The 20,830-nt window shown below is 63.3% G+C and carries 17 protein-coding genes; 8 read left to right on the top strand and 9 right to left on the bottom strand.

The features are described 5' to 3' along the window. Positions 1 to 94 precede the first annotated feature (94 nt). Positions 95 to 2,557 (top strand): ComEC/Rec2 family competence protein, encoded by a 2,463-nt coding sequence (locus NKH70_RS13000; RefSeq protein ID WP_353025388.1) that lies wholly within the window; start codon positions 95 to 97, stop codon positions 2,555 to 2,557. Here the strand turns inward: NKH70_RS13000 and lexA are convergent. After that, positions 2,551 to 3,285, bottom strand: a complete 735-nt coding sequence (gene lexA / locus NKH70_RS12995) for a transcriptional repressor LexA (protein ID WP_023674949.1) — start codon at positions 3,283 to 3,285, stop codon at positions 2,551 to 2,553. The genes NKH70_RS13000 and lexA overlap by 7 nt on opposite strands. Before the next feature lie 449 nt (positions 3,286 to 3,734). Between lexA and kynU the strand changes: the two genes are divergently transcribed. After that, complete coding sequence (kynU, locus tag NKH70_RS12990) at positions 3,735 to 4,982, top strand: kynureninase (protein ID WP_353025387.1); 1,248 nt, start codon at positions 3,735 to 3,737, stop codon at positions 4,980 to 4,982. Positions 4,983 to 5,079: 97 nt separating this feature from the next. After that, positions 5,080 to 5,910 (top strand): hormone-sensitive lipase, encoded by an 831-nt coding sequence (locus NKH70_RS12985; protein WP_352977174.1) that lies wholly within the window; start codon positions 5,080 to 5,082, stop codon positions 5,908 to 5,910. 7 nt (positions 5,911 to 5,917) lie between these two features. Here the strand turns inward: NKH70_RS12985 and NKH70_RS12980 are convergent, their stop codons facing one another. From NKH70_RS12980 to NKH70_RS12960, 5 genes are read right to left on the bottom strand one after another with little or no spacing between them, the layout of a single operon-like run. Further along, positions 5,918 to 7,123 carry a molybdopterin molybdotransferase MoeA gene (locus tag NKH70_RS12980; RefSeq protein WP_352977175.1) on the bottom strand — a complete coding sequence of 402 codons (1,206 nt, stop codon included), beginning with the start codon at positions 7,121 to 7,123 and terminating at the stop codon, positions 5,918 to 5,920. Next, entirely contained in the window at positions 7,123 to 7,629 is a 507-nt protein-coding gene (gene moaC / locus NKH70_RS12975) for a cyclic pyranopterin monophosphate synthase MoaC (RefSeq protein ID WP_352721474.1), read from the bottom strand. The genes NKH70_RS12980 and moaC overlap by 1 nt, the downstream gene beginning before the upstream one ends. 2 nt (positions 7,630 to 7,631) lie before the next feature. Beyond that, entirely contained in the window at positions 7,632 to 8,444 is an 813-nt protein-coding gene (gene trpC / locus NKH70_RS12970) for an indole-3-glycerol phosphate synthase TrpC (RefSeq protein ID WP_352721472.1), read from the bottom strand. A 4-nt stretch (positions 8,445 to 8,448) separates the two neighbouring features. After that, positions 8,449 to 9,459, bottom strand: a complete 1,011-nt coding sequence (gene trpD / locus NKH70_RS12965; RefSeq protein ID WP_352466259.1) for an anthranilate phosphoribosyltransferase — start codon at positions 9,457 to 9,459, stop codon at positions 8,449 to 8,451. Further along, entirely contained in the window at positions 9,456 to 11,348 is a 1,893-nt protein-coding gene (locus NKH70_RS12960; protein ID WP_352977176.1) for a SurA N-terminal domain-containing protein, read from the bottom strand. The genes trpD and NKH70_RS12960 overlap by 4 nt, the downstream gene beginning before the upstream one ends. Positions 11,349 to 11,489: 141 nt before the next feature. Between NKH70_RS12960 and tpiA the strand changes: the two genes are divergently transcribed. The 5 genes from tpiA to NKH70_RS12935 all read left to right on the top strand — a co-directional run bounded on the left by tpiA (position 11,490) and on the right by NKH70_RS12935 (position 16,515). Further along, positions 11,490 to 12,257, top strand: a complete 768-nt coding sequence (tpiA, locus tag NKH70_RS12955; protein ID WP_352977177.1) for a triose-phosphate isomerase — start codon at positions 11,490 to 11,492, stop codon at positions 12,255 to 12,257. A gap of 163 nt (positions 12,258 to 12,420) precedes the next feature. Next, positions 12,421 to 12,867 carry a preprotein translocase subunit SecG gene (secG, locus tag NKH70_RS12950; protein WP_352466256.1) on the top strand — a complete coding sequence of 149 codons (447 nt, stop codon included), beginning with the start codon at positions 12,421 to 12,423 and terminating at the stop codon, positions 12,865 to 12,867. Between the two features lie 199 nt (positions 12,868 to 13,066). Further along, positions 13,067 to 14,188 carry a L,D-transpeptidase gene (locus NKH70_RS12945; protein WP_352977178.1) on the top strand — a complete coding sequence of 374 codons (1,122 nt, stop codon included), beginning with the start codon at positions 13,067 to 13,069 and terminating at the stop codon, positions 14,186 to 14,188. Between the two features lie 147 nt (positions 14,189 to 14,335). After that, positions 14,336 to 15,964: a CTP synthase gene (gene pyrG, locus NKH70_RS12940; protein WP_352448839.1), complete on the top strand. Its 1,629-nt coding sequence runs from the start codon at positions 14,336 to 14,338 to the stop codon at positions 15,962 to 15,964. Positions 15,965 to 15,975: 11 nt separating this feature from the next. Next, complete coding sequence (locus NKH70_RS12935; protein ID WP_352977179.1) at positions 15,976 to 16,515, top strand: DUF1697 domain-containing protein; 540 nt, start codon at positions 15,976 to 15,978, stop codon at positions 16,513 to 16,515. A gap of 30 nt (positions 16,516 to 16,545) precedes the next feature. Here the strand turns inward: NKH70_RS12935 and NKH70_RS12930 are convergent, their stop codons facing one another. The 3 genes from NKH70_RS12930 to NKH70_RS12920 form a co-directional block, all read right to left on the bottom strand. Further along, positions 16,546 to 18,003, bottom strand: a complete 1,458-nt coding sequence (locus NKH70_RS12930) for an NCS1 family nucleobase:cation symporter-1 (RefSeq protein ID WP_352977180.1) — start codon at positions 18,001 to 18,003, stop codon at positions 16,546 to 16,548. A gap of 128 nt (positions 18,004 to 18,131) precedes the next feature. Then, positions 18,132 to 18,974 carry a trehalose-phosphatase gene (otsB, locus tag NKH70_RS12925; protein WP_352977181.1) on the bottom strand — a complete coding sequence of 281 codons (843 nt, stop codon included), beginning with the start codon at positions 18,972 to 18,974 and terminating at the stop codon, positions 18,132 to 18,134. Further along, positions 18,971 to 20,752, bottom strand: a complete 1,782-nt coding sequence (locus NKH70_RS12920) for an alpha,alpha-trehalose-phosphate synthase (UDP-forming) (RefSeq protein WP_352977182.1) — start codon at positions 20,750 to 20,752, stop codon at positions 18,971 to 18,973. The genes otsB and NKH70_RS12920 overlap by 4 nt, the downstream gene beginning before the upstream one ends. Positions 20,753 to 20,830: the final 78 nt, after the last annotated feature.

The following is a 20,830-nucleotide window of genomic DNA, read 5'->3' as shown; positions in this document are numbered from 1 at the left end:
TACTCTCAGGCGGGCGAAGGAAGTGGGTTTGCGGACTTTCGCGCATTGCGCGTTCATGTAGCATAGGAGGTCGAGGGCGCAAGGGGCAGACCCGATGGCTGTGCGAGGCCGTGGTGCGGGCGAGGGCGAGGACGCTGGTAGCGGCGTCAGCGAACGCTTGCTGTTTGCCGCTCCCCTGCCTGTCCTGCCGACACCGGCATTGCTGCCCGCTCCGCGCTTCGATGCTCCGTCGCTGCCGGCCAGCGACCCTGCAACGGTTCCCGTGCCCGCGGTCGAGTCCATCGTGCGCCTACGCCGGCGTTTCCGCCTTCCGTCACCGTCCCGTATCCGCAACAGCGTAACCTCGGCGGCCGGCCTGGAACTCGACCGCGGCGTCGCCTTCCTGCTGGTGCCGGTGTTCCTCGCATGCGGGGTGGTCGTGTATTTCGCGATGGCGGCCGAGCTGGCCTTCCCACAGCCGATAGCTATCGTCGCCTTGGCAGCCCTTTGTGCGGTCGTCTCGCGGTCATGGCCCAGGACGCGCCTGTGCTTCATGGTGGCGTTGCTCTGCGCGCTTGGCGTGCTTGCCGCCAAGTTCGAGACCTGGCGTGTCGGGACGCATATGCTCGGTTCCGAAATCTCGACGCGGCTGACCGGTCGCGTCGTATCGTACGAGCCCATGGCGAGCGGCCGCATCAGGCTGACGATCGATGTGATCTCAACCGCCAGGCCGACACTGCGCTACATGCCGGAACGGGTCCGCGTTTCGGCGATGAAGATACCGGCTGAGCTGACCGCCGGTTCCGAGATCGCCGGCTATGTGCGGCTGCTGCCGCCGACCGGGCCGGTGCGGCCCGACAGCTATGATTTCTCCTTCGACAGCTATTTCGCCGGTATCGGCGGCAGCGGCTTTTTTCTCGGCAATCCGAAAGTCGTGTCGTCGGGCAGCATGCCGCTTGCCGCGCGGCTTTCTTCCGCGATCGAAGACGCGCGCGAATCCATCGCCGACCATATCCGCAGCCGCATCGGCGGCGCCGAGGGCGAGATTGCTGCTGCGCTAATCGTCGGCGTGCGCGCCGGCATTCCCGAGGAGATCAACGAAGCGATGCGGCGCACAGGCATCTACCACATCATCTCCATCTCGGGGCTGCATATGGCGTTGGTCGCCGGCACCATCATGGCGCTGCTACGCGGCGCCTTTGCGCTGTTTCCCGATTTCTCATCGCGACGGCCGGTCAAGAAATATGCCGCGGCCGCCGCGCTTTTTTCGATTGCGGCCTACCTCGTCTTTTCCGGCATTGTGGTAGCGGCCGAACGCAGCTTCATCATGCTGGCGGTGATGCTTATCGCCGTGCTGTTCGACCGGACCGCGCTCACCATGCGCAACCTGGCGATCGCCATCGCCGTCATTCTGGTGTCGCCGCACGAGGTGGTCGGTCCGAGCTTCCAGATGTCCTTCGCCGCGACGGCGGCCCTTGTCGGCGCCTATGCAGGCTGGTCTGATTACCGCGCCGGCAGGGCCACCACGCCGCCGCCCCGGCGGTCGCCGCTACGCTTTGCCACTCGAAAGGTCCTGCTGGGCATGGGCGGCCTGGCGATGACCTCGATCATTGCAGGGAGCGCCACGGCGCTTTTCGCCATATGGCATTTCCAGCGCGTGGCGCCGCTCAGCCTGTTCGCCAATCTGGCCATCATGCCTATCGTCTCACTGGTCGTCATGCCCTTCGCCGTCCTCAGTGCGCTGGCGATGCCGTTCGGCGCGGATGGGCCTTTCCTCTACGTGATGGGCAAGGGGCTGACGGCGATGATCGCCCTGTCCGGGTGGATCTCCGAGCGCTCGCCGATCGATGAGGTCGGGCTGATTTCGCTGAGATCTGTCCTTTTGGTGACGATCGCCCTCGTCATTGCCAGCATGGCGACGACCTGGTTGCGGCTCGCGGCACTTCCTTTCGCGCTCGCCGGCTTGCTAACGACAACGCAGACGCGCGTACCCGATGTATTGATCTCGGAGGACGCACGGCTGGTCGCGCTGCCGATCGGCAGCGGTGAACTCGCGGTCAACCGGGCACGCCCGAATGAGTTCACCATCGACAACTGGAAACGCGCGCTCACATCAGAGGCTATCGTCGCGCCGGAAACACCTGGAAAGAACGATCCGCAATTCGACATTGCCGATCCGGCCGACCTACCGCCGGGCATGCCGTTCATTTGCACGGACGGCCTCTGCCTTGCCAGGCATCCATCCGGCGCGATCATCGCGCAAGCCAAGGACCGCGATACTGCACGGCCAGCCTGCGCCTTTGCCAGCTTGATCGTCATCGACGACGCCACCGCCCATAATCCCTGCTACTACGACCGGCTGGTCCTCGTCGTCACCAAACGGCAACTGGCGCGCGCGGGAAGTGCGGCCGTCTATTTCGATCCACAAGCGGCAACACGCGCCGAAATCCGCTTTGCCGTCGAAAAATCATACCGGCCCTGGCACGTGCAACGGAAATTTTCACGCGCGGCGCGGGGCCTGCCGCCATACCGCAGGGCCGACAAACCCAAAGCCGGCGCCAAGGGCGGAGCTCAGTAGCGGCGGATCAGTCCGACGAGCTTGCCTTGCACCTTGACCCTGTCTGGTCCGAAGATGCGCGTCTCGTAGGCCGGATTGGCGGCTTCCAGGGCGATCGAGGCGCCCTTGCGACGGAACCGCTTCAGCGTCGCTTCCTCCTCGTCGACCAGTGCCACCACTATCTCACCGGGGCTCGCCGTATCGGCATTGCGGATGATCACCGTGTCGCCGTCGAAAATGCCAGCCTCGATCATCGAATCGCCTTTGACCTCGAGCGCATAATGCTCGCCGCCCATGATCATATCCGGCGGCACCGAAATCGAATGCGTCTGGTGCTGGATGGCGTCGATCGGCACACCGGCGGCGATGCGGCCCATCACCGGGATCGAAACGGCGGCGACGACATCGTCGTCATTGCCGGCTGCAGGGACGCGCGACGATGTCGGCTTGCCCTGCCGAGGGGCACCTTGCCCAAGACTGCCCTGGATGACACTCGGCGAGAACTTGCGTGCCGCATTGAGGCCGGGGGCGATCGAGTCAGGCAGGCGCAGCACCTCCAGCGCACGGGCCCGGTTGGGCAAACGGCGAATGAAGCCGCGCTCCTCCAGCGCCGTTATCAGCCGATGGATTCCCGATTTGGAAGCCAGGTCGAGCGCTTCCTTCATCTCGTCGAAGGAGGGCGGAATACCGCTTTCCTTCAACCTTTCGTGAATGAACATAAGCAGTTCGTGTTGTTTGCGTGTCAGCATAGCGACCCCCAACAGAATCAGAAAAACAAACCCAGAACAAACCCTATCTGTTCCAGTTGTGTTCCGCAACTGTTTAAAGTTTAATGAATGCGTTAAGGCTCGGGAAACAAACCACGCCCCTACCGGAATGCCGCATTTTCACCCGCCGCGAGCCTCATCGCCTTGATTCTGCTGTCGTTTGCGCCCTTCTGGCTTCCTAGAAGGCGCCACTGGCATCGGCCGTCGGTCGGCAAAAGGGCACGGAATTGAACCCGTATCGACTGTGCGGTTTGGTCAATGCACCGTGAACGAAACGAACTCAAAACGCCAACCTCGGGTTAACTCCTGGTTTCCACCGCCTGGTCAGGCTGCTTCTCGCTGGTGGAGCCTTGCTGCGCGCTACCCGGTAATGGAAGAACAGTCGATGCGTGTCCGGCGTTGCGTTGAATTTTTGGGGGAGCAGGCAAATCATGACAGGAATTCCCGATCTCGCGGCCATAAAGGCGATGGATGCCGCAGATCCGCTGCGCGCGATGCGCGACCGTTTTGTGTTGCCGCAAGGAGTGATCTATCTCGACGGCAATTCGCTAGGAGCTGCTTCACGTGCCGCTTTCGATGAACTGTACAAGGCCGCGACCGAGGAATGGTCGCATGATCTCATCCGCGCATGGAACACGGCCGGCTGGTTCAACATGCCGCTTGAACTTGGCGACCAGCTCGGGCGCCTGATCGGTGCCGCGACCGGCCAGACGGTGGTCTGCGACACGACGTCGGTCAACATCTACAAGCTGCTGCACGCCGCCATGGCCATGCGTCCGCAGCGGCGGGTCATCGTCGCCGAGGGCGATAGTTTTCCGACAGACCTTTACATGGCTGAAGGTGTGGTTTCGACGCGAAAAGATACGCTGCTGCGCCTCTCGGGGGTCGACGCGCCGACCATCGAAGAGCTGATCGACGAACGCACTGCCGTGGTGCTGGTCAACCACGTCAACTACAAGTCGGGCGAACTGCGCGACATGCCGGGGCTGACGCGCAGGGCCCAGGAGGCCGGGGCGATGATCGTCTGGGATCTCTGCCACACCGCCGGCGCGATGCCAGTCGAGCTCGACAAGGCAAACGCCGATTTTGCCGTTGGCTGCACCTACAAATATCTGAATGGCGGACCGGGCGCGCCTGCCTTCATCTATGCGGCTGAGCGGCATCTTGCCGACATCCAGCAGCCGCTCACCGGCTGGTGGGGCCATGCACGGCCCTTCGCCTTCGAGCCAGGCTATGCGGCCGGCACCGGCATCCGCCGGTTTCTGTGCGGCACGCAGCCGGTCCTGTCGATGCGCACGCTGAAGGGCGCGCTCGACATCTGGAACGATGTCGACATGACGGCGGTGCGCAAGAAGAGCATCGCGTTGGCCGATCTGTTCATCGAGCTTGTTGATGCAAGGTGCGGCGCTTACGGGCTAACGCTCGAAAGCACGCGCGACGGGGAAAAACGCGGCAGCCAGATTTCATTCATGCACGAGCATGGCTACCAGATCATGCGCGCGCTGATTGAACGTGGCGTGATCGGCGATTTCCGCGCGCCATCGACCATGCGCTTCGGCTTCACCCCGCTCTATGTCGGCTATGCCGATGTCTGGCAGGCAGTCGAAGTGCTTGAGGACATTCTGCGCACCGGTGCGTGGAAGGATGCGCGCTTCGCCATCAAGGCGGCTGTCACTTGAGATTGATGCGAGAGCTGGAATCGTGAGGCTGGCGACGACGCGCCGAGCGATGCTTACGGCTACGTTGCAAGGCCATATTGCCAGGGGAGGGCGCAGGGTGTTCGAACGTCACATTGCCGATTGGGACAACGCCTATACCAACGGCGCCAACATAGCCGGCAGCGATCGCTGGCCGGCGGCCTGGATCGAGCCCGCGCGGGTTTTCCGCAACGTGCTTTCGACCGAGGGCAGGGCGCGGCTCGACATGGCCTATGGCGATAACCCACGCAACCGGCTCGATCTTTTCCTGCCGGCCATCAAGCCCAAGGGACTCGTGGTGTTCGTTCATGGCGGCTATTGGATGGCATTCGACAAGAGTTTCTGGTCGCATCTTGCCACTGGCCCTGTTGATCGCGGCTATGCGGTGGCGATGCCGTCCTACACTCTCTGTCCGCAGATACGCATTGGCGGCATCGTCAAAGAAGTCGGCGCGGCGATCGGCAAGGCGGCGGCGATGGTCGCAGGGCCGCTGATGCTGACCGGACACTCGGCCGGCGGCCATCTTGTTAGCCGGATGGTTACGGCGACGACGCCGCTGGCGCCCGAAGTGGTCCGGCGCGTTCGTCATGTGCTGTCGATCTCGGGGGTGCACGATTTGCGCGCGATCATGCGCACCGGCATGAACGAGACGCTGGCGATCGATGAGGCCGAGGCGCAGGCCGAAAGTCCGGTGCTGCTGCGCCCGATGGACAAGGCCCGCCTGACCTGCTGGGCCGGCGGCGGCGAGCGCGCCGAATTCCTGCGCCAGAGCGCGTTGCTGGCCAACATCTGGATCGGCCTGGGTGCCGCGACCAGCTCGGTGGTCGAGCCTGACCGGCATCATTTCAACATCATCGACGGTTTGGCCGATCCAGACCATCCGCTGACCCGGACTTTGATCTCGGAGTGAGGCAGGTTCAGCGTAGCATCAGCACGTCGCAGGGGGAGCCTGCCGCCGCGGCAGGCGCAAACGGCGCGCGGACGATCAGCCCGTTGGCATCGGCCAGCATTTTCAGCATCGAGGAGTCCTGGATGCCGAACGGCGTCGCCACGAGCGTGTCGCCGTTGTCTGTGACAACGGCCCGCACATAGTCCTGCCTGAGATCATTGGCCGGCATGGCACCACCGAGCCGTGCCCGACCTATATCCTGCTGAAAGGCGCGGCCGCCGAGCCGCGCCAGCAGCGGCTTCAGGAAGAGCTGGGTGCAGACCAGACTCGCCACCGGATTGCCGGGCAGGCCGATGCAGCGAATGTCGCCCAGCCGCCCGAACATCAGCGGCTTGCCCGGCCGCATGGCGATCTTCCAGAAATCGAGCGTCATGCCTTGCCCGGTCAGCACGTCATGGACGAAGTCGTGGTCACCGACCGAGGCACCGCCCAGCGTGACGATGACATTCGCGCCAGCCTTCACGGCCTTTTCAACCAGCGCAGCGATCGCCTCCCTGCGGTCCGGCGCGATGCCAAGGTCGAGCGCGCGCGCACCGACCGACTGTGCGGCAGCGGCGACACCATAGGCGTTGGAGGAGATGATCTGGTCGGGGCCAAGATCGCTGCCCGGCGGCAGCAATTCGTCGCCGGTGGCGATGATGGCGACCAGCGGCCGTTTGACCACGCGGACCTCGGGGTGGTTGGCCGACGCCGCCAGCGACAAGGCCGCCGGATCGAGCAGGCGGCCGTTGGGCAGTAGGACATCGCCCTTGGCGAAATCGAGCCCGAGGCGGCGGATGTTTCGCCCCTGCACCGTCGGCTCCGTCACTTCGACGCTGCCGCCGCCGAGATCGCGGACGTTCTCCTGGATGACGACGGTGTCGGCGCCTTCGGGAAGCGGCGCGCCGGTAAAGATGCGCACGGCCTGCCGCTGCTGCACCGATCCGGTAAAGCCGCGTCCGGCCGGCGCCACGCCGACCACCGAAAGCCTTGCTGGTACGGACGCGATATCGGCCGCCCGCACGGCATAGCCGTCCATGGCGGAGGCGTTGAACGGCGGCTGGGTGCGGAGCGCCACAACCGGCTCCGCCAGCACGCGGTCGGCGGCATCCAGCAGCGCGACGCGTTCGCCCGGCAGCGCTGCTGCGCCGTCCAGCAGGCGCTCGAGCGCCTCGGCAACTGGGACCAGCGCCATTAGCGGCCTGCCTCGGTGGCCCCATCTCCGGTGATCTTGTAGTCGCCGGATTTGCCGCCGGTCTTTTCAACCAGCCTGATGCCGGAGATGACCATGGCGCGGTCGACCGCCTTGGCCATGTCGTAGATGGTCAGGCAAGCGACCGAGACGGCGCTCAGGGCCTCCATTTCAACGCCGGTCTTGCCGGTGACGCGGGTCAATGCTGTCACCTTCAGGCCGGGCAAAGCTGCGTCCGGCTCGATATCGACAGATATCCTGGTCAGCAGCAGCGGATGGCAAAGCGGGATCAGTTCATGCGTTTTCTTGGCCGCCATGATGCCGGCAATGCGCGCGGTGCCGAGCACGTCGCCCTTCTTGGCATCGCCGGCGAGGATCATGTCCAGCGTCTCGGACCGCATCGACACGAAGCCCTCGGCGACTGCCGTGCGCACCGTCTCAGCCTTGTCGCCGACATCGACCATGTTGGCTTCGCCCTGCGCGCCAAGATGGGTGAGGGCGGCCGCCATCGTCAGATCGCCTCTGCCGGCGCCTTGCCCGTCAAAAGCAGGCGCGTTGCAGCGGCCACGTCCTGCTGACGCATCAGGCTCTCACCAACCAGGAAAGTAGCGATGCCGCTCCGCTCCAGCCGGCGGCAATCGTCATGCGAAAAGATCCCGCTCTCACTGACCAGAAGGCGGCCGGCCGGCACCATCGCTACCAGCCGTTCCGAGGTCTCGAGGCTGGTTTCGAAGGTCCGGAGATTGCGGTTGTTGATGCCGATCAGCCGCGATGACAGCCGCAGCGCACGTTCCATTTCCGCCTCGTCATGCACTTCGACCAGCGCGTCCATGCCCAGCTCGAAAGCTGTCGCTTCGAGTTCTCTTGCCAGCGCGTCGTCGACGCTGGCCATGATGATCAGGATGGCATCGGCGCCCCAGGCCCTGGCCTCGTGGACCTGATAGGGGTCGAACAGGAAATCCTTGCGCAAGGCAGGCAGCTCGACGGCAGCGCGCGCAGTGGTGAGGAATTCGGGCGCCCCCTGGAAGGAGGGTGCGTCGGTCAGCACCGAAAGACAGGCGGCACCGCCTTCCGCATAGGCCCTGGCCAGCGCCGGCGGATCGAAATCGGCGCGGATCAGGCCTTTGGACGGGCTAGCCTTCTTGATTTCGGCAATCAGCGCGAACCTGCCGGATTTGCGCTTTGCCTCAAGGGCGGAAAGAAAGCCGCGCGGCGCGTCGGCATTCATCGCCCGTGCCTTGATCTCGGCAAACGGCACTTGCGCTTTGGCCGCCGCGATCTCGTCGCGCTTGTAAGCCTCGATCTTGCGCAGGATGTCGGACATAGTTTTAACCGTTCGAAATCTCGACCAGCCTGTCGAGCACTTTTAGCGCGCGGCCGCTGTCGATGGCCTGCGTTGCCGTCACCATGCCGTCGGCAAGTGTCGTCGCCTTGCCGGCCACCACCAGCCCGGCGCCGGCATTCATCAGCACCGTATCGCGAAAGGCGCCGGCGGCGCCGCCCAGCATGTCGCGCATTGCCTGGGCATTGTGGGCGGCGTCGCCGCCGCGCAACTCGTCCTTGGTGTGACGCGTCAGCCCGACTGCTTCAGGGGTCAGCGTAAAGCTGCGTATCTCGCCGCCGGCCAATTCGGCGACCTGCGTCTCGCCGGTGGTGGTGATCTCGTCATAGCCGTCGCCATGCACGACCCAGGCATGGTCAGCACCAAGCTCCTTCAACGTTTCTGCCACCGGCATGATCCATTCGGGCAGGAACACACCGACCATCTGCCGTCTGACACTGGCCGGATTGGAAAGCGGGCCCAGCAGGTTGAAGATGGTGCGGGTGCCGAGCTCGACCCGGGTCGGGCCGACATGCTTCATCGCCGGGTGATGCGCCGGTGCGAACATGAAGCCAACTCCGGCCTCGTGAATACAGCGGCCGATCGTCTCCGGAGGGATGTCGATCTTGACGCCCAATGCGATCAGCACATCGGCGGCGCCGGTCAGCGAGGACAGTCCGCGATTGCCGTGCTTGGCGACGGGCACGCCGCTGCCGGCGATGACGAAAGCGGATGCGGTCGAAATGTTGACGCTGTGCGAATTGTCGCCGCCGGTGCCGACAATGTCGATGGCGCCCTCGGGAGCTTCGACGCGCAGCATCTTGGCGCGCATGGTGGCGACGGCGCCGGCGATCTCGCTGACCGTCTCACCGCGCACGCGCAATGCCATCAGGAAGCCGCCGATCTGGCCGGGGGTGGCATCGCCGGACATGATGATGTCGAAGGCCTCGCGCGCCTCCTCGAACGAAAGAGCGCTGCCGGCGGCGACCTTGGCGATGTGGATCTTCAGCGCGCTCATCTGGCCAGGGCTTGGGTTACGGCCGTCTGATCGATGCGGACGTCATATTGCGTCTGCAACTGCGCCACCAACTGGTCGAGCAGGTCGTCGGACATGCCGGATGTGAAGGATTTCTGTGCGTCCTGGGGTACTGAGCTGGCGTCGGCCCCGGCGGGCTCGAATACCTCGGCAACCTTGAACAGGATCTGTCCGTCGCCCGTGGGCGAGGGGATCAACCCGGTTCCGCCTTCGCCGACGCCGAACATCGCGGCGGCCCCTTCCTTGCCGAAATCGACGTCGTCAGCATCGCGCTTGACGCCGCGCTTGGTCTGCTTTTCGAGCTTGAGCTCACCGGCGATCACCTCGAGCGTGGCGCCGGCCTTGAGACGCTTCTCGAGCTCTTGTGCCTTTGCGGTGAGCCGTTTGGTGGTCTCCGCCGCGGTCCAGTCGGCCACGACCTTCTGGCGGACCTCGTCCAGCGTGCGGTCGCGGGCCGGCGTGATCGCGCTCACGTCGTAGAAGACGAAGCCGTTATCGGCGGTGGTGAGACCTTCATTGTCGGTTCCGGGTTCGGATTCGAACACCGCCTTGATGAGTGCCGGCGATTCCGGCAGGTCTTTGACGATGCTTCCATCCGGCCGTTGGCCGGTGCGGTCGATGGCGTCGATGGTGACGACCTTCAGCTTCAATTTGGCAGCTGCCTGGGCGAGCGAACTGCCGGAGGCGCGCGTATCCTCGTAATTGTCGTGCACGTCCAGCAAGATGCGGCTTGCCTCGCCCAGTGCCAGATCCTTGCGGATCTGCTCGGATACTTCGGCCAGCGGCTTCACCACTTCCGGCTTGATCTCGGTGACGCGCAGCAGAACGGGGCCAAAGGCGCCTTGCACGACCGGGCTGACTTCATTGACGTTGAGCTTGAAGGCAGCATCGGCAACCGCCTTGTCGGCGATCTTGTCCTTGGCCAGCGTGCCGAGCAGCGTGTCGGCCGGCGTCTTGCCTTCGGCGGCGACGATCTTGTCGAAGGTCGCGCCGGTCCTGAGCGAATCGAGCGCCGCCTTTGCGGCATCAGGCGTCTTGAATACAAGCTGCTCGATGGTGCGCATCTCCGGCGTGGTGTAGCGCGCCTTGTTCTTGTTGTAGTCGTCGCTGACCTGTTGGTCGGTCACCGCGCTCAAATCCATGATGTCTTCCGGTTCGAGCCTGACATAGGAGAACTTACGGTATTCGGGCGCGGCGTAGGTCTTCTTGTTTTCCCCGAAATAGGCCGAAAGCACGCTGTCGGACGGCGCTTCTATCGGCTCGACAAGCGATTTCGGCAAGGTCAGGTAATCGATGGTGCGATCTTCGCCGCGATAGAGCGCGACCGCCTTGAAGAACGTATCCGGAGCCTTGAGGCCATCCGAAACCGCCTCGACGATCTGCTGGCGGACCGCGACCTGGGCGCGGTTCTTCAAATAGTCTTCCGGCCGCATGCCGATCTGCCGAAGCAGGTACTCGAAGGTTCTCCTGTCGAAGGTTCCGGCAGGCCCTTTGAACGCCGGGTCTTCACGCGTCAGTTCGGCGAGCCGGTCCTTGGACAGGCCGAGGCCGAGCTTGCGGGCCTGCTCGTCGAGGACGGCGCCCGACACGAGTTGCCCCAGCACCTGGTTGTCGATGCCGAGCGCCGTCGCCTGCTCACGGCTGATGCGCTGGCCGAATTGCTGCGACATGACGCTGAGCTGGCGATCGTAGGCGAGGCGGTATTCGTTGATCGAGACCTTGGTGCCTCCGGCCGTAATCACGGCGTCATGGCCGGCAAGACCGCCCATCAGCCGCCCCGAGATGCCCCAGATGGCGAAGCTCAACACCAACAATGACAGCAGCAGTTTCGCGACCCAGGTCCCCGCCGCACTTCTCAACATACCAAGCATGAGTACTTCCGATTTTTGCGCATTTCGCATGCGCCGAGTCTGAAACAAGCGCAATAGCGCCCTTCCTGCCCACTGTCGATTGCTTTGTGGCCTGATTTTGATAGTGAGGGCCAGCTGGAAATTGCCCGGAGAACAAATCCCATGACGCCTGGAATCCGCCCGCTCGTCGCTGGCAACTGGAAAATGAACGGCACCAGCGCCTCGCTCAACGAGCTCAGGATGATCGGCAACGGCTTCATGAGCGGGCTCGACGCAGAGACCGAAGCGGTGGTCTGCGTGCCGGCGACCTTGCTTGCGCACGCCGCCGAGATTCTGTCGCGCACGCCGGTGCGGGCCGGCGGAGAGGATTGCCACACCGAGGAAAGCGGCGCCTATACCGGCTGCATTTCGGCCGAGATGCTGAAGGATGCAGGTGCCAACCATGTCATCGTCGGCCATTCCGAATGCCGCGCCGATCGCAAGGAAGACGATGCCATTGTGCAGGCCAAGGCCTCCGCTGCATGGCGCGCCGGGCTGGTGGCCATCATCTGCATTGGTGAGACAAGAGCCGAACGCGAAGCAGGAGCCACGCTCGACGTGCTGTCGCGCCAGGTCTCTGGCTCGGTCCCGCCAAACGCCACGGCGTCCAACACTGTCATTGCCTATGAGCCAATATGGGCGATCGGCACCGGCTTGACGCCGACTGCCGCCGACGTCGCCGAGGCACATGCCCATATCCGCGAAGAACTGGTGCGGAAGCTTGGCAATACGGCGGCCAAGATGCGCATTCTCTACGGCGGCTCGGTCAAACCGTCCAACGCCGTCGAGCTGCTCGGCGTCAGGAATGTCGACGGCGCGCTGGTCGGCGGCGCCAGCCTGAAGGCGGCGGACTTCCTCGGCATCGCGGAAGCCTATCGAAACATCGCTTGATACCCAGGACAGCTTGCTGGATTTGAGCGACGGCCGGCGCCGAAATCGTTGCAAAGGACGCATTGCTCCCCATATTCCGGCCACGGGCTTGGAAATGCCGTCAAAGCATTGTATTGAGCCGCCTCCAAATCAGCGGCCGCGCAAGGCCTTGCCAGGATAAATTATGGAAACCGTACTGATCGTCGTCCACCTCATGGTCGTGCTCGCGCTTGTCGGCGTGGTGCTGCTGCAGCGCTCGGAAGGCGGCGGCCTCGGCATCGGCGGCGGATCGGGCTTCATGACTGCGCGAGGCGCCGCCAATGCGCTGACGCGGGCGACGGCGATCCTGGCCGCGGCTTTCTTCGTCACTTCGCTGACACTGTCGATTGTCGCGCGCTATGGCGAGAAGCCGATCGACATTCTCGATCGCGTGCCGGCAACCTCGGACGGCAAGGGCGTACTCAACCAATTGCCCGGAACCACGACGCCGACGCCGCCTTCGGGCACCACGGCGCCGACCCCGCCGTCCGGCAATGGTGCGGCAACGACGCCGCCGGCAACCGCTCCGGCGACGCCGCCAGCGACAAACGGCGCCACAGCGCCGGCCACGCCGCAGGTCCCCAACCAGTAATCGGGCAACTTATGCCGCGATCTGTTGTCGTTTGATCACAGTCGCGGCAAATGCCGCACGATCAAGAAGATTCGACCGCGCCTCACGCTTGAGGCGCTTCCGGCTAATCGATTATACGTTGCACGCGGCATTCTCGGCGTCCTTAGGGGGCGCCGGGCGACGCCGTGGGCAACAAGCATTGAACGATCGGATCTTCCCCATGCAGCTTCGCAGCTTCATTTTTGCCGGCCTTTGTGCCGTGCTCAGCCTAGGTGCGCCCGCTTACGCGGCCATGCCGACGGCAAATTCGGCCCATAAAGCCGCAGCAACAACCGACCTCGTCAACGTCGCTGCCAAAAGCGATGCGGCGCAATTGAAGCTTCTCAAAAAGAAGAAAGATCCGACGCCGGACGACCTTGCACAGATCCGCAAGATCGAAGCCAAGATCGCAGCCGACAAGGAAGCCGCTCGCGCCAAGGCACTCGAAGCCAGGAAGCTGGCGATGCGCGAGGCGGCGAAAGCCAAAGCCGATGCGGAACGGCAGGCATTCCTTGCCAAGAAGAGCCAGACGCTCGCGACGGCAAAGGTGGCTGACGCCACGCCGGCCAAGAAGAAGACCGTCAACATCATCGAACCGATTACGCCCATTGCGCCGATCCAGTCGGCCGAGCCAATCCCGGCCGAGGCCATGAACGTTGCGCTGACCGGCAACAATGGCGAGTTGCGCAGCGAACCGGTCGGGCAGAAGCCGCAGAGCGTCGGGCTGTTCGCGGGATTGTTCGGCGGCACATCCTCTTCGTCGATGTCGCTGCTTCCGGAGACGCGCGCGCTCGACGCCGCGCTCGAAAGGAAGCAGGCCAAGCGGCAGTTCAAGGTCAAGCCGGAATTCGTGCCGCAGGAGGTCGAATTCACCGGCTACAACCCCGGCACCATCGTCATCGATACCAGCGCCCGTCGCCTCTACCTCGTCGAATCATCGTCAACCGCCCGCCGTTATGCCATCGCGGTCGGCCGGGAAGGCCTGCAGTTCAAGGGTACGGTTGCCGTCGGCGACAAGCAGGAATGGCCGCGCTGGATTCCGACGCTGGATATGCAAAAGCGCGAACCCAAGCACTATGGCCAGTACAAGGACGGCATGCCCGGCGGCGGCGACAATCCGCTCGGTGCGCGCGCCATCTATCTTTACGACGGCAAGAAAGATACCCACCTGCGCATTCACGGCACCATCGCGCCGCAGTCGATCGGAACCAGCGCCTCCAATGGCTGCTTCCGCATGATCAACGAGCACGTCATGGACCTTTACCGCCGGGTGAAAGTAGGCACCAAAGTCGTCATCATCTGACGCTTTGACAGATCGTGCCAAAAGGGCCGGCCTCGCCGGCCCTTTTGTTTTGATACGCCAACGACCAGAGCGCCTTCTTGGGAAAAAGCCTTCGCGGCGGTTTTTTCTCTGGCGGAATCAATTCGGCCGCGTTAAGCGATGACTCCCATGGCGCGATATGTATTCATCACAGGCGGCGTGGTTTCCTCACTTGGAAAAGGCATTGCTGCAGCGGCCCTTGGGGCTCTCTTGCAGGCGCGAGGCTATCGCGCACGCATCAAAAAGCTCGATCCCTATCTCAACGTCGATCCCGGCACGATGTCGCCCTACCAGCACGGCGAAGTCTTCGTGACCGATGACGGGGCCGAGACCGATCTCGATCTTGGCCATTATGAGCGTTTCACAGGCCGCTCGGCCAACCAGCAGGACAACATCACCACCGGCCGCATCTATAAGAACATCATCGAGCGCGAGCGGCGCGGCGACTATCTCGGCGCCACCGTGCAGGTCATTCCGCACGTCACAGACGAGATCAAGAACTTCGTCCTCAACGGCAATGACGACTACGATTTCGTGCTGTGCGAGATCGGCGGCACCGTCGGCGACATCGAAGCGATGCCGTTCCTGGAGGCGATCCGCCAGCTCGGCAACGACCTGCCGCGCAACAACGCCGTCTACGTCCACCTGACCTTGATGCCTTACATTCCGACAGCGGGCGAACTGAAGACCAAGCCGACGCAGCATTCGGTCAAGGAGTTGCGCGGCATCGGCATTGCACCCGACATACTGCTGGTCCGCGCCGACCGGCCGATCCCCAAGGAAGAGCGCAGAAAGCTGTCGCTGTTCTGCAATGTCCGCGAAAGCGCCGTCATCCAGGCGCTCGACGTGCCGCATATCTACGACGTGCCGATGGCCTATCACAACGAAGGGCTCGACTCGGAAGTTCTGGCCGCCTTCGGCATCGATCCGGCGCCGAAGCCGCGCATGGAACGGTGGCAAGCGGTATCCAACCGCATCCACAATCCGGAAGGCGAAGTGACCATTGCCGTCGTCGGCAAATATACCGGCCTCAAGGACGCCTACAAATCGCTGATCGAGGCGCTGTCGCATGGCGGTCTCGCCAACCGGGTCAAGGTCAAGCTCGATTGGATCGAAAGCGAGATATTCGAGAAGGAAGACCCGGCGCCGTGGCTGGAGAAGGTCCATGGCATTCTCGTCCCCGGCGGTTTTGGCGAGCGCGGCTCGGAGGGCAAGATCCTGGCGGCGAAGTTCGCGCGCGAGCGCAAGGTGCCGTATTTCGGCATCTGCTTCGGCATGCAGATGGCCTGCATCGAGGCAGCGCGTTCGCTAGCCGGCGTCGAGCACGCATCATCGACCGAGTTCGGTCCAACCGAGGAGCCGGTCGTCGGCTTGATGACCGAATGGCTGAAGGGCAACATGCTGGAAAAGCGCAGGGAAACCGGCGACCTCGGCGGTACCATGCGGCTCGGTGCCTACCAGGCCGACCTCGCCAAGGGATCGAAGATCGCCGAGATCTATGGCGATACGCAGATTTCCGAACGCCATCGCCACCGCTACGAGGTCAATGTCGACTACAAGGAGCGGCTCGAGGATTGCGGCCTGGTGTTTGCCGGCATGTCGCCGGACGGCGTGCTACCGGAAACGGTCGAATATCCCGACCACCCCTGGTTCATCGGCGTGCAGTACCATCCCGAGTTGAAAAGCCGGCCGCTCGATCCGCACCCGCTGTTTGCCAGCTTCATCGAAGCGGCGGTAGAGCAGTCGCGGCTGGTCTAGACTAGCCGCCCATGCAAACTTACGTCGCGCTGCTCTACAGCATTGTCCTGGGCCAGGGGCGGCGGGTCGTCATGTCCGATCTCAAGGCGATGGCCGAAGGCCTGGGGCTGAACAACCCGCGCACGCTGGTAGCGAGCGGCAATCTGGTTTTTGAGGCGCAAGAAACAGGACTCGCGGCGTTGGAGCAGCGGCTGGAGGCGACGTTCGCAAAGACTTTCGGCCGCCACGTCGACATCATCGTGCGCCGCGCCGACGGCTGGCTGAGGCTGGCGGCAGGCAATCCATTCCCAGCCGAATCGGCCGAGGCCGCGGACCAGGTGGCGGTGCGCGTGATGCGGGCGCCCGTTCCCGCCGGCGCCGCTACGGCGCTTGAGGCCTATGTCGGCAAGGGCGAGAAGCTGCGGATTGTCGGCGGCGACATCTGGATCGTCTTTTCCCGCGAGATGCCGAGTTCGCGGCTGCTTGCGGCGGTGAGCCACAAACGTCTCGGCATCGGCACCTCACGCAACTGGAATACAGTGCGCCGCCTTGCCGAGATAGTCGCAGAATAAACGGGGCGGCTCGCGCCGCCCCGAGTCCGTTCAGGCCTTGGCTATCCTGGCTCCGGCACCGAGTGCCATCGTGCGCAGCACGTAATAGATGACGCCGGCAATTGCCACTCCGAAGAACCAGCCATAGACGCCCCACCATGACGGCAGCAGGCTGGTGAAGTTGGGCAGGATCGAGGAGAAGACCGCGCCGGTACCGGCGGCGATGAAGGCATTGACATGCCAGCCGCCCTGAAAGCGGAATTCGCCATTCTCCCTGTAGAGCGCCTCGACGTCGACCTCGCCCTTCCGGATCAGGTAGTAGTCGACCATCATCACGCCGAAGATCGGCCCCATCGTCGCGCCAATGATGTTGACGAAGGAGGCAGCACTGCCTTCCCAGGGCGCGAAAGGATAAAGCACAAGCGCGATCAGCGCCGCGATGTAGCCGCCCTTCTTGAAGTCGATCTGGCGTGGAAAGACATTGGAGAAGTCGAAAGCCGGCGACACGAAGTTCGCCACCACATTGATGCCGAGCGTCGCCACCGCAAACGTCAGGGCTGCGAGCGCCGCCAGGAACCAGCTGTCGAACTTCGCCGAGATCTGGTCGGGATGCAGCAGCACCTCGCCATAGACGTCGAAGGCGGCGATCGTGGTGACGCCGGCGACCAGCGAGAACAGAATGAGGTTGACCGGCAGGCCCCAGATATTGCCCTTGCGCAGCGATGCCTTGTCCGGGGCGTAGCGCGCGAAATCGCAGAAGTTGAGATAGAGCGCGGAGAAATAGGTCACCCAGATCGCCGCCACCGCAAACAGCGAGGTCCAGGAGCCCGGCGTGCCCGGCACCCCCGCGTCCTTTGTCTTTTCCAGCAGCACATCCATCGGGATGTCGCTGGTGAAGGCGAAGGTGCCTGCCTTGATGCAAAGATAGATCGCCAGGATCAGCATCATCACCCACACCGCCGGTCCGGCCCAATCCTGGAAGCGGCGCACCGTTTCCATGCCCTTCTGGATGATCAGGAGCTGCAGCGCCCAAATGACGACGAAGCAGATCACCTCGAGCCCGGAGTGGCCAAGGAAATGTGTGCTCTGGTTGAAGTCGGCGAACCATTGCGAGCGGATCAGCAGGGCTACGATCGCGCCGGAGGCCGCCGCCGTCTGCGCGCCGTACCAAAAGCAGGCGACGATGGCGCGCACCAGCGCCGGTATGTTGGCGCCCCAGATGCCGAAGGAAGCACGCGCCAGGACAGGGTAGGGCACCCCGGTCTTCACGCCGGCATAACCGACCATGTTCATCAACGCATAGATGATCAGCGAACCGATACCGATGGCGATGATGAAGTTGACGAAGCCGCCGCAAAACAGGAACAGGCTGGCCGCGAGATAGTAGCCCCACAGGCTGTGGACGTCCGACGTCCAGACGTTGAAGATCGAGAACGGTCCCCAGTTTCGAACCTTCGCCGGAGCGAGATCCTCATTGTACAGGTCCGGTGATGCGCCTTGTATGGTCATTGCAATGTCCTCCCCTTGTTACGACCCGCGCCTCCACGCATGGCACGCAGGTTAAGCCTGACGCAGGGGAACCGGCAAGCAGACGATTTGCCGGCTTTGGACTTAAAGACATTCAATGAGAAACGCGCTTATCGGCCGGACGATGCCGTGGCTGCGATATTGAGCTTCGCCGCTGATTCGGTCGCTGCTTGCTTGCCGGCCGGTCGAGCACCGGCCACCGCCGACGTCTCGAAACTGGCCTCGAGCCAGGCTATTGCGCCGGTCACGTCGTCGAGGGCGTAGTTTGCGGCCGTCGGTCCGTTCGGCTTCACGCGGATGGAGATGCCGCCAATTTCGTTGATCGCCTCGAAACCGTGTTCGTCCGATGTATCGTCTCCGAGGAATATCGGCCGCCGGCCGATAAAGGGCGGAATGTCCATAAAACGCCGGATGGCAGCACCTTTGACGGCTTCCAAAGGCATGAGCTCGACGCCGGCGTTTCCCGGAAGCACCCGATAACCCTTCGGAAGCCGGGCCAATGCCTGTTCGACCAGCTGGATTGCGGGCGCAAGCAGTTGCGGTGCTGCTCTTGTATGAACGGCAAGGACCGGCCCCTTGCGCTCGACATAGACCTTGCCGCTGCCCAGTTCGGCCTCGATCTCGTCGGCAAGGGCGGCGATGTCCGCCGGCGCGTCGGCGGCATCGATCGGACCGGTCGGCGTCAGCCGGTGCTCCAGCCCATACAGTCCGGCGATCCGCAGCTTCAGCGGATGGAACAGCTTGTCCACGGCCGGGATCGATCGGCCGGTGATGAAGGCGACCGCACCATCCAGCCGCCGCTCGATGTGTCCAAGCAGGTTGCGCAATTCCTCGCCGACGAACACCGCGTCGGGATGGGCAGCGTGCTCCAGCAGGGTTCCGTCGATGTCGAGGAAGAGCGCCCATTGCCCTTCCGACAGGTTCAACGCCGGCGGTTGTTCAAAGCTTTTCACGACGCTGCCTTCCGTGCCCGCTCGAACATCGAGATGACGTTGTTGGTGTTCGAAGGCGGGCGCTCGCCGGTTCCGGTCACCCTGTCGAGATCGCCGCGTTTGCGCAGGCGCGCGGCATCCAGCAGCATGCTGCCGGCCCAGCGGTAGACGTTGTTGTCGCGGACCATCTCGCGCATCGGCCGCAAACGCTCGCGCTGCTCATCCGGCGTCATCGTCAGCGCCTGCAACAGCGCCTCGCTCATCATGGCCGCATCGTAGGGGTTGACGATCAGTGCTTCCAGCAATTCGCGCGAGGCGCCGGCAAAGGTGCTGAGCAAAAGCACGCCCTGTTCGTCGTCGCGCGCCGCGACGAATTCCTTGGCGACAAGGTTCATGCCGTCATGCAGGCTGGTGACCATGCAGATGTCGGCGGCGCGATAGACCTCGTAGACCTGCTCCTGCCGATGATGTTCGGCGACCATCAGGATAGGGCTGTATGTCTCGCTGCCATATCGCCGGTTGAGCTCCTCGGCACAGCGACGGCATTCGTCATGGAGTTGCTGGTAGGCGGGCAATGTCCCTCGGCTCGGCGCGGCGATCTGCAGGAAAACCACCTTGCCTATCCATTCGGGATATCTCGTGAACAATTCGTCCAAGGCATGAAAGCGATCGAGAATGCCTTTCGTGTAGTCGAGGCGCTCGACGCCAACGCATAGTTTGGTATCCGCAGACAGGCCGAATCTGTCGCGTACGCTGGCGCGGCACTCCTCCACAGACGGCAGTTTTGCCAGCAATTTGGCCGGCCATTCTATGGAAATGGGATAGGCGTGGACCAATGTGGTCTGCCCACCATAGGAGATTGCCGCGTCTGCCCGTTCGATCCGGCTCTCCAGAAAGCGGTCGACACTTTCGGTGAAGTTGTTGGCATGGAATTGGGTATGAAAGCCGATGATCGAACTGCCGAGCAGTCCTTCCAGGATCCGCTCACGCCACGGACAGATGCTGAACACTTCCGAATTGGGCCACGGGATATGCCAGAAGGTGATGACTATCGCGTCCGGCAGGCGCTGGCGAATCATGCGCGGCAGCAGCGCAAAATGGTAGTCCTGCACCAGCACGATCGGCCGTTCGTTGCGGGCTTCGGCAACCACCGTATCGGCGAATTTGCGGTTGACGGCCTCGTAGGCGTCCCAGTCCGAGGCGCGAAACACGGGGCGGGTGAAGGCGATATGGCAAAGCGGCCATAGGCCCTCATTGGCGAATCCCAGATAGTAGCCCTGATATTCCTCCTCCGTCAGCCAGACCCTGCGCAGCGTGTAGGACGGATTGCCTGGCGGCACCTGCACCCGGTCGTCCTTGTCGACGGTGAGGCGGTCTGCCGTGCCGCCGCCATAGGCGATCCAGGTGCCGGCACAGGCGCGGGTGATGGGCTCGAGTGCCGAAACCAGCCCGCTGGCCGGCACCAAAAGTTGCACCCCGTCATCCTTGATGTTGTGGATGTAGGGTTCGCGGTTGGACACCACGATGACCTGTGCGTCCGGCAGGTCGTCGGCCAGGATCTTGCGCAAAGTGTCGGGCGACCACGTGACCAGTGCCGCGTCGGCCGACTGGCCGTTCTTTTCGAACTCGCGCAGCACCTTGCGTGCCGCTTCCGACGCGACATCCTCGCTCGGCGTGTATGCGGCCGCCGTTGCGCGGCCGCGACGCTGGCGGGATATCGATAGGAGAATGGCAAAAGCGGAAAAGCCAAAACTTGCGATCAGCAAAACCCAGAGCAGGTTTACAGTATAATCTGACATGGAATGTGATCTCGCCTCCGGCCAGCTGATAGCCGTTTTTTATTTGTTTTTCTGGTTCGCGGCCGTGTGATAACAACA

Origin of the sequence: Mesorhizobium sp. M0991 (assembly GCF_040318915.1) — a bacterium.
Lineage (GTDB): Bacteria > Pseudomonadota > Alphaproteobacteria > Rhizobiales > Rhizobiaceae > Mesorhizobium.
This window is presented reverse-complemented; position numbering and strand designations above follow the sequence as displayed.

What these genes read in the sequence shown, in the direction of transcription:
- NKH70_RS12935 (WP_352977179.1), top strand. Translation starts at nt 15,976, where the DNA reads ATGCAAACTTACGTCGCGCTGCTCTACAGCATTGTCCTGGGCCAGGGG.
- moaC (WP_352721474.1), bottom strand. Translation starts at nt 7,629, where the DNA reads ATGGCGGCCGCCCTCACCCATCTTGGCGCGCAGGGCGAAGCCAACATG.
- tpiA (WP_352977177.1), top strand. Translation starts at nt 11,490, where the DNA reads ATGACGCCTGGAATCCGCCCGCTCGTCGCTGGCAACTGGAAAATGAAC.
- NKH70_RS12980 (WP_352977175.1), bottom strand. Translation starts at nt 7,123, where the DNA reads ATGGCGCTGGTCCCAGTTGCCGAGGCGCTCGAGCGCCTGCTGGACGGC.
- lexA (WP_023674949.1), bottom strand. Translation starts at nt 3,285, where the DNA reads ATGCTGACACGCAAACAACACGAACTGCTTATGTTCATTCACGAAAGG.
- secG (WP_352466256.1), top strand. Translation starts at nt 12,421, where the DNA reads ATGGAAACCGTACTGATCGTCGTCCACCTCATGGTCGTGCTCGCGCTT.
- NKH70_RS13000 (WP_353025388.1), top strand. Translation starts at nt 95, where the DNA reads ATGGCTGTGCGAGGCCGTGGTGCGGGCGAGGGCGAGGACGCTGGTAGC.
- trpD (WP_352466259.1), bottom strand. Translation starts at nt 9,459, where the DNA reads ATGAGCGCGCTGAAGATCCACATCGCCAAGGTCGCCGCCGGCAGCGCT.
- NKH70_RS12960 (WP_352977176.1), bottom strand. Translation starts at nt 11,348, where the DNA reads ATGCTTGGTATGTTGAGAAGTGCGGCGGGGACCTGGGTCGCGAAACTG.
- NKH70_RS12930 (WP_352977180.1), bottom strand. Translation starts at nt 18,003, where the DNA reads ATGACCATACAAGGCGCATCACCGGACCTGTACAATGAGGATCTCGCT.
- NKH70_RS12920 (WP_352977182.1), bottom strand. Translation starts at nt 20,752, where the DNA reads ATGTCAGATTATACTGTAAACCTGCTCTGGGTTTTGCTGATCGCAAGT.
- pyrG (WP_352448839.1), top strand. Translation starts at nt 14,336, where the DNA reads ATGGCGCGATATGTATTCATCACAGGCGGCGTGGTTTCCTCACTTGGA.
- NKH70_RS12945 (WP_352977178.1), top strand. Translation starts at nt 13,067, where the DNA reads ATGCAGCTTCGCAGCTTCATTTTTGCCGGCCTTTGTGCCGTGCTCAGC.
- kynU (WP_353025387.1), top strand. Translation starts at nt 3,735, where the DNA reads ATGACAGGAATTCCCGATCTCGCGGCCATAAAGGCGATGGATGCCGCA.
- trpC (WP_352721472.1), bottom strand. Translation starts at nt 8,444, where the DNA reads ATGTCCGACATCCTGCGCAAGATCGAGGCTTACAAGCGCGACGAGATC.